This is a genomic window from Megasphaera jansseni (assembly GCF_047974155.1).
GTDB lineage: Bacteria > Bacillota > Negativicutes > Veillonellales > Megasphaeraceae > Megasphaera.
On record NZ_JBHYRR010000057.1, the window covers coordinates 1 to 4,295 of the forward strand.

3 protein-coding genes are annotated in these 4,295 nt (G+C 49.4%); all 3 read right to left on the reverse strand.

Features of this window, described 5'->3' with window-relative positions:
- The coding region (locus tag ACE418_RS13260) for an Rpn family recombination-promoting nuclease/putative transposase (protein WP_416451051.1) at positions 1-716 on the reverse strand (716 nt) is incomplete at its 3' end.
- Between the two features lie 555 nt (positions 717-1,271).
- Entirely contained in the window at positions 1,272-2,309 is a 1,038-nt protein-coding gene (locus ACE418_RS13265) for an Rpn family recombination-promoting nuclease/putative transposase (RefSeq protein WP_416451052.1), read from the reverse strand.
- Positions 2,310-2,866: 557 nt separating this feature from the next.
- The gene (locus tag ACE418_RS13270) at positions 2,867-3,853 is read right to left on the reverse strand and encodes an Rpn family recombination-promoting nuclease/putative transposase (protein ID WP_416451053.1); all 987 of its coding nucleotides are present in this window, start codon (positions 3,851-3,853) and stop codon (positions 2,867-2,869) included.
- Positions 3,854-4,295 lie beyond the last annotated feature (442 nt).

A 4,295-nucleotide genomic window follows, 5' to 3' on the forward strand; every position in this document is an offset into this window, starting at 1 on the left:
GCCAGGCGTTCGGCGTCGTTTTGCAGAAAAGTCCGGGCGGCATCTACGGCTTTATGGATGGCTTCGTCGCTCATGATCAGTTCCCCCTTTTCGTCATCACTAAGCTGATTGGCAAAGTAGGCCAACCAGCGTTCCATTTTCGTCATGTCACAGATTCGCTTCTTCGGCGATTTCGTATATTTCGGGATTTCCAGGAAATGGAATACCAAATCTTTATTCAGGCGGTCGCCCGTCTCAGCGTTGTAAATACTCCACATGGAATGGGCTTCTTCCTGCGGCAGCAGGTTGAACCGCAACAGGTTGATGGTAATGCAGGGCTTCAAGTCCTGATAAGCTCCGCCTGGCGGCAGCGACAACAAGTACAAGCGCGCCCAATAGCACATGGTCCGGCGTTGCATGTTTTTCTGATTGGCAATCTGGACTTCGATATCGACTTGTTCGCCTGTGTCCAAGGTACAGGCCACGTCGAGGCGGGTTAGTTTTTCATCGTAATTGTCCGGGACGTTTTCCGTCGGCGTAAAGACGATGTCCGTAATCGGATGACCCAAGTCTTCGGCGGCGATGGCGTTGAGGAAATCAATGGTAATGAGTTTCCGTTCCGGCCGACCGAAGATGAACTTGAACAAGACGTCATTCATGGGATTGAAATTCTTTTCCGTCAACTCCGGGAAATACGTGCGATAGCGGATTTCATTGGCAGTCAGTTGCTTTTTCAACAGATTCACCATTCCTTTCTTCATTATATCATGAAACACAACGAACAGGATATATCCTAACTCCATGATACAACAGAAAAAGGACAGCTCTGAAAAACTTAATCGTTTTCTAATCGTTTTGAACCAAATCCCCTAATATTTAAGGAAATGTTAATGTAGATTAGGGCCTGACGGCCCCGCCGGTCGCAGGCCGCAGTTCGCAGGCCGTATTGGAATCAGATGCCGCTTTGCGGTGACAGACTCAGAATAACAACATCGCCTCGAATGACCCTCGGCTCGTGAAAAAATAGTGGCTCGTGGTTCGTGGCTCGTAAAAGCCTGCCATTATACTCGAAAAGGCTGTGATGAAATCTCGCAACGGGCCGCACAAGGCTCCCTTTATAGGGGAGCTGGCCGCCAAAGGCGGTCTGAGAGGTTAAAGGTCGGCCCCTACGCACAGGGCCGCTGGCCGTGTTTTTTTTTGCGAACTGCGACCGGCCACCTGCGGCCTGCGTGTATTTCAAAAGGACTGCCTGCGATGGTAAAAACCTTCATGTGGCAGTCCTTGTTCCCTATCTACTGAATTCCATATTCTTTAAAAAGTTTTGCACGAAAATCAGCATCAGTTGCGGCTTTGTTGGCATCATCGTAACGCTGTTCTCCCAACAGTCGTTGCATCAAAATTCCCCAGCGTTCATTAGCAATGGCTTGGCCTTCTTCGCGTCCCTTGGCTTCCCCTTCTTTACGACCTTTGGCTTCTCCCTCTTTACGGCCTTTGGCTTCTCCCTCTTTACGGCCTTTGGCTTCGCCTTCTTTACGACCCCTGGCTTGCCCCTCTTCAAAGGCATCGCGATGGTCCGAATTATAATCTAGGATGGCGAGTTCCCGGTTAATGTAGGCCAGGCGTTCGGCGTCGTTTTGCAGAAAAGTCCGGGCGGCATCTACGGCTTTATGGATGGCTTCGTCGCTCATGATTAGTTCCCCCTTTTCGTCATCACTGAGCTGGTTGGCAAAGTACGCCAGCCAGCGTTCCATTTTCGTCATGTCACGAATTCGCTTCTTCGGCGATTTCGTATATTTCGGGATTTCCAGGAAATGGAATACCAAATCTTTATTCAGGCGGTCGCCCGTCTCAGCGTTATAAATGCTCCACATGGAGTGCGCTTCTTCTTGCGGCAGCAAGTTGAAACGCAACAAGTTAACGGTAATGCAGGGCTTCAAGTCCTGATAAGCGCCACCGGGCGGCAGCGATAACAAGTACAAGCGCGCCCAGTAGCACATGGTCCGGCGCTGCATGTTTTTCTGATTGACAATCTGGACTTCGATATCGACTTGTTCGCCCGTATCCAAGGTACAGGCCACGTCGAGACGCGTCAATTTTTCATCGTAATTGTTCGGGACGTTTTCCGTCGGCGTAAAAACGATGTCCGTAATCGGATGACCCAAGTCTTCGGCGGCAATGGCATTGAGGAAATCAATGGTAATAAGTTTGCGTTCCGGTCGGCCAAAGATGAACTTGAACAAGACGTCGTTCATGGGATTGAAGTTCTTTTCCGTCAACTCCGGGAAATACGTGCGATAGCGGATTTCATTGGCAGTCAGTTGCTTTTTCAACAGATTCACCATTCCTTTCTTCATTATATCATGAAACACAACGAACAGGATATATCCTAACTCCATGATACAACAGAAAAAGAACGGTTCTGAAAAACTTAATCGTTTTCTAATCGTTTTTGAATCAAATCCAAAATATTTAAGGAAATGTTAATGTAGATTAGGGCCTGACGGCCCCGCCGGTCGCAGGCCGCAGGCCACCTCGGATTCAAATGCCGCTGCGCGGCAACAAGTTCAAATGAACTACATCGCCTCGAGTGACCCTCGGCTCGTGAAAAAATAGTGGCTCGTGGTTCGTGGCTCGTGGCTCGTAAAAGCCTGCCATTATACTCGAAAAGGCTGTGATGAAATCTCGCAACGGGCCGCACAAGGCTCCCTTTATAGGGGAGCTGGCCGCCAAAGGCGGTCTGAGAGGTTAAAGGTCGGCCCCTACGCACAGGGCCGCTGGCCGTGTTTTTTTGCGGTCTGCGACCGGCCACCTGCGAACTGCGTGTATTTCAAAAGGACTGCCTATGATGGTAAAAATACTTCATGTGGCAGTCCTTGTTTATTATCAGCTAAATATCATACTTCTTAAAGAGTTTTTCACGGAAATCAGCATCAGATGCGGCTTTGTTGGCATCGTCGTAACGCTGTTCTCCCAACAGTCGTTGCATCAAAATTCCCCAGCGTTCATTAGCAATGGCTTGGCCTTCTTCGCGTCCCTTGGCTTCTCCCTCTTTACGACCTTTGGCTTCGCCTTCTTTACGACCCCTGGCTTGCCCCTCTTCAAAGGCATCGCGATGGTCCGAATTATAATCTAGGATGGCGAGTTCCCGGTTAATGTAGGCCAGGCGTTCGGCGTCGTTTTGCAGAAAAGTCCGGGCGGCATCTACGGCTTTATGGATGGCTTCGTCGCTCATGATCAGTTCCCCCTTTTCGTCATCACTGAGCTGATTGGCAAAGTAGGCCAACCAGCGTTCCATTTTCGTCATGTCACAGATTCGCTTCTTCGGCGATTTCGTATATTTCGGGATTTCCAGGAAATGGAATACCAAATCTTTATTGAGGCGGTCGCCCGTCTCAGCGTTATAAATGCTCCACATGGAGTGCGCTTCTTCTTGCGGCAGCATGTTGAAACGCAACAAGTTAACGGTAATGCAGGGCTTCAAGTCCTGATAAGCGCCACCGGGCGGCAGCGATAACAAGTACAAGCGCGCCCAGTAGCACATGGTCCGGCGCTGCATGTTTTTCTGATTGACAATCTGGACTTCGATATCGACTTGTTCGCCTGTATCCAAGGTACAGGCCACGTCGAGGCGGGTCAGTTTTTCATCGTGACTATCCGGGACATTTTCCGTCGGCGTGAAGACGATGTCCGTAATCGGATGACCCAAGTCTTCGGCGGCAATGGCATTGAGGAAATCAATGGTAATGAGTTTCCGTTCCGGTCGGCCAAAGATGAACTTGAACAAGACGTCGTTCATGGGATTGAAGTTCTTTTCCGTCAACTCCGGGAAATACGTGCGATAGCGGATTTCATTGGCAGTCAGTTGCTTTTTCAACAGATTCACCATTCCTTTCTTCATTATATCATGAAACAGAACGAACAGGATATATCCTAACTCCATGATACAACAGAAAAAGGACAGCTCTGAAAAACTTAATCGTTTTCTAATCGTTTTGAACCAAATCCCCTAATATTTAAGGAAATGTTAATGTAGATTAGGGCCTGACGGCCCCGCCGGTCGCAGGCCGCAGTTCGCAGGCCGTATTGGAATCAGATGCCGCTTTGCGGTGACAGACTCAGAATAACAACATCGCCTCGAGTGACCCTCGGCCCGTGAAAAAATAGTGGCTCGTGGTTCGTTGTCCGTGGTTCGTAAAAACCTGCCATTATACCCGAATTGGCTGTGATTGAATCTCTCTGGCGGGCTTCCCACGTGGAAGCCCCTACAGTCTAGCCTTTACGTACAGGCCGTGGGCTGTGTATTTTTTTGCGGTCCA